General features: G+C 69.2%; 3 protein-coding genes and 2 pseudogenes. 1 reads left to right on the top strand and 4 read right to left on the bottom strand.

Annotated features, from left to right (window positions below):
- Positions 1 to 278, top strand: a pseudogene (locus N878_RS15750) (alpha/beta hydrolase); the annotation flags it as partial.
- Positions 279 to 284: 6 nt separating this feature from the next.
- Here the strand turns inward: N878_RS15750 and N878_RS15745 are convergent.
- From N878_RS15745 to N878_RS29020, 4 genes and pseudogenes are all read right to left on the bottom strand, one after another.
- On the bottom strand, positions 285 to 1,373 hold the full coding sequence (locus N878_RS15745; RefSeq protein ID WP_021444575.1) for an AI-2E family transporter: 1,089 nt from the start codon (positions 1,371 to 1,373) through the stop codon (positions 285 to 287).
- Positions 1,374 to 1,450: 77 nt separating this feature from the next.
- On the bottom strand, positions 1,451 to 2,254 hold the full coding sequence (locus tag N878_RS15740; RefSeq protein WP_021444574.1) for a DUF4892 domain-containing protein: 804 nt from the start codon (positions 2,252 to 2,254) through the stop codon (positions 1,451 to 1,453).
- Positions 2,255 to 2,262: 8 nt separating this feature from the next.
- The gene (locus N878_RS15735) at positions 2,263 to 2,925 is read right to left on the bottom strand and encodes a glutathione S-transferase family protein (protein ID WP_021444573.1); all 663 of its coding nucleotides are present in this window, start codon (positions 2,923 to 2,925) and stop codon (positions 2,263 to 2,265) included.
- A 51-nt stretch (positions 2,926 to 2,976) separates the two neighbouring features.
- Positions 2,977 to 3,274 (bottom strand): annotated as a pseudogene (locus tag N878_RS29020) (alpha/beta hydrolase); the annotation flags it as partial.

The following is a 3,274-nucleotide window of genomic DNA, read 5'->3' as shown; positions in this document are numbered from 1 at the left end:
ACCGCGACGCCGCCGGCGCCGTACCGAAATCCGCCAGCGGCTCGCGGGTCGCCGAGTTCAGCGGCCCGGCCTCGCTGCTGGAGCTGGTCAACCAGAGCTTCGAGGTGATGCAGACCTCGCTGGCGCAATACAAGATCGCCGGCTACCCGCCGGACATCCTGATCAACGTGCCCAAGCGCGTGTGCCGTTTCTTCGAGTTCTACAAGGCGCCGGAGCTGATCATGCTCGGCCGCCAGATCGCCCGCGACACCCTCGAGCGCTACGAGCGTGAGCGCTGAACGGCCTCAATCGCCGCGCTCCGCGGCCGACAGCGGCCCGTCGACCGGGGGCTCGGCTGGCGGCGCCTTCTCCGCCACCCAGTCGCTGAGCAGGCTGTAGGCCACCGCCAGCAGGGTCGGGCCAAGGAACAGGCCCATGAAGCCGAAGGCGAGGATGCCGCCGAACACCCCGAGCAGCACCACCACCAGCGGCAGGTTGCCGCCGCGACTGATCAGATAGGGCTTGAGGATATTGTCCACGCCGCTGATGACGAACATGCCCCAGGCGCCTAGGAACAGGGCGAAGCCGTACTCGCCCTGCCACACCAGCCAGGCGGTGGCGGGTATCCACACCAGCGGCGGGCCCATCGGCACCAGGCTGAGGACGAAGGTGAGAATGCCCAGCACCAGCGCCCCCGGCACCCCGGCGATCCAGAAGCCGATCAGCGCCAGCAGGCCCTGGGCCGCGGCGGTGCCGATCACGCCGTTGACCACCCGCTGCACGGTGCCGGCCACCAGCTCCAGGTAGTGGTCGGCACGCTCGCCGATCAGCCGTTCCAGCAGGCTGTGCACGAACACCGCCAGGCGCGGGCCGTCGCGGTAGAAGAAGAACACCAGCACCAGGCTCAGGCCCAGCTCCAGCATGCCGCCGCCGAGCTGGGCGCTGCGCGCCAGCAGCCAGTTGCCGACCTGGCCGAGGTAGGGCCGCAGGGTGGCGAAGAAGGCCGCGCCCTGCTGGTCGATGGTCAGCCACAGAGTGGCCAGGCGCTCGCCCACCAGCGGCAGGCCGACCAGCCAGCTCGGCGGCGGCGGCAGGCCCTCGACCTGCAGGTCCTTGATCAACGCGTTGGCGTCCTTGATGTGATCGGCCAGGTTGAAACCCAGCCAGATCAGCGGCACCGCCACCAGGATCACCCAGCCGCAGGTGAGAATGCCCGCGGCCAGCGACAGCCGCCCCTGCAGCGCCTGGGTCAGCAGACGCATCAGCGGCCAGCTGGCGAAGGCCAGCACCGCGGCCCAGAACAGCGCCGACCAGAACGGCGCCAATACCCAGAGGCTGGCGGCCAGCAGGCCGAGCAGCAGAATCTGCACCAGCAGACGATCGTTAGTGGCCATGACCCGAAACTCCCTTCGTTGCAACGACAGAGCGCCCCTGGAGGGCGCTCTGGATGTGCCTGGTTGTGCCGCGCAGCTTAGCGCAATAGACGCACCGCCAGGGCTTCGCCGGCACCCTCGCCGAGTTCCAGACGCGCCTCGCGCACGCGCTGGGCGATCAGTGCCTCGCGCCAGGCCTGCGCCTGGCTGCCGGAGAGGCTGACGCGCAGCGTGCTGTCGAGGTTGAGGCTGCGCGCCAGCACCTCGACCCAGGCGCTGTCCGCCCGGGCTGCATCTGGCAATTGCAGCAGGCCGTCGCTGCGCAGCTGGCGCAGCAGGGTCGCCGGGGTCGGCAGCAGCTCGCCCAGCGGCGCCTCGGCATCCAGCTGCTCGGCATGCAGGTAGGCGCGGCGGTTGCCGCGGGTGATGCTGTACAGCGCCAGCAGGCTGTCGTGGTTGGGCTCGGCCAGGCGCAGCAGCGCATAGGCCTGCTGGTCGTCGGAACCGTACAGGGTGGCGTTGCCGAACACCGAATTGGCCCACAGACTGCTGGCGCCGCATTCGCGCCCCTGGCACCAGTAGAGCAGCTCGGCGCCCTGCGCCAGCAGGGACTCGCGCGCGCTGGTAAATACCTGGTCGGCGCTGTGGGTGCGCGGCAGCTCGTAGGTCACCGCGGCGTGCCGGCCCTGCGCCAGGATCTCCCGCTCGTAGCGCAGGCGCCCGCTGATGCGGCGGATCGAGCCCTGCGGGTAGATGCGTTCCAGGCTCGGGCTTTCCTTGTAGGCGACGATCATGCTCGCTGGAAAACGCGGCAGGCTGTCGAGGTCGCGGCTGCCGGGCAGATCGGCAGCCAGCACGCCGCCGCTGCCCAGCAGCGCGACCACTAGGGCGAAACCTTTCATACGCGCCCTCATTGGATCAGCATCGCTTGCGCGGCTTTTACCAGGCGCGCCTCGTCGACCTCGCGCTGCGGCACCTGCAGGCCGCGCTGCACCGCCGGGCGCGCCGCGATGGCGTCCAGCCAGCGCTGCAGATGCGTCAGCCCGTCGAGCGAGACGCCGGCCCAGTCGTGCACGCGCACCCAGGGGAAGGTGGCGATATCGGCGATGCTGTAGTCGCCGGCCAGGTATTCGACCTCGCCCAGGCGCGCGTCGAGCACCTCGTAGAGGCGGCGGGTCTCGTGTTGGTAGCGGTCGATGGCGCCCTGCAGCTTTTCCGGGAAATAGCGGAAGAACACATTGGCCTGGCCCTGCATCGGGCCGACCCCGCCCATCTGGAACATCAGCCACTGCAGCACCCGCGAGCGGCCCTTGGCATCGCTGGGCAGCAGTTGGCCGGTCTTTTCGGCGAGGTAGATGAGGATGGCGCCGGACTCGAACACGGCGAAGTCGTCATTGTCGCGATCGACGATGGCCGGAATGCGGCCGTTGGGATTGATACGCAGAAAGGCCGCGGCCTTCTGCTCCTTGCGCTCGAAACTGAGGGCGTGCACCTGATAAGGCAGGCCGAGTTCCTCCAGGGCGATGGATGCCTTGTGCCCATTGGGGGTGGCGGCGGTATACAGGTCGATCATGCGATCCTCCATGGCAGACCGCCACACCTTTCCCCATGAGCCGTCGGCAAGTCAAGGCGAGCGCAAAAATGGATTGAAACAATCCGCGACACGTTGCGCGCCGGCCTCGTCGTCCAGGTGCAGGTGGTGGCCGCCCGGCAGGCGGCGCACCTCGAACGGCAGCCCCTGCAGCAGCTGCTGCACCGCCGGCTGCGCCTGCATCATGCCCTGCTCGGCCAGCACCAGGCTGACCGGACATTGCAGGGCGCGGACGAAGGCCTGGGCATGGGCCCAGCTCAGGCGCAAGGGCGAGGCCAGGGTCAGGCGGGCGTCGGTGCGCCAGGTGTAGCCGCCGGGCACCGGCATCAGG

It is taken from the genome of Pseudomonas sp. EGD-AK9, assembly GCF_000465935.2.
GTDB lineage: Bacteria > Pseudomonadota > Gammaproteobacteria > Pseudomonadales > Pseudomonadaceae > Aquipseudomonas.
This window is presented reverse-complemented; position numbering and strand designations above follow the sequence as displayed.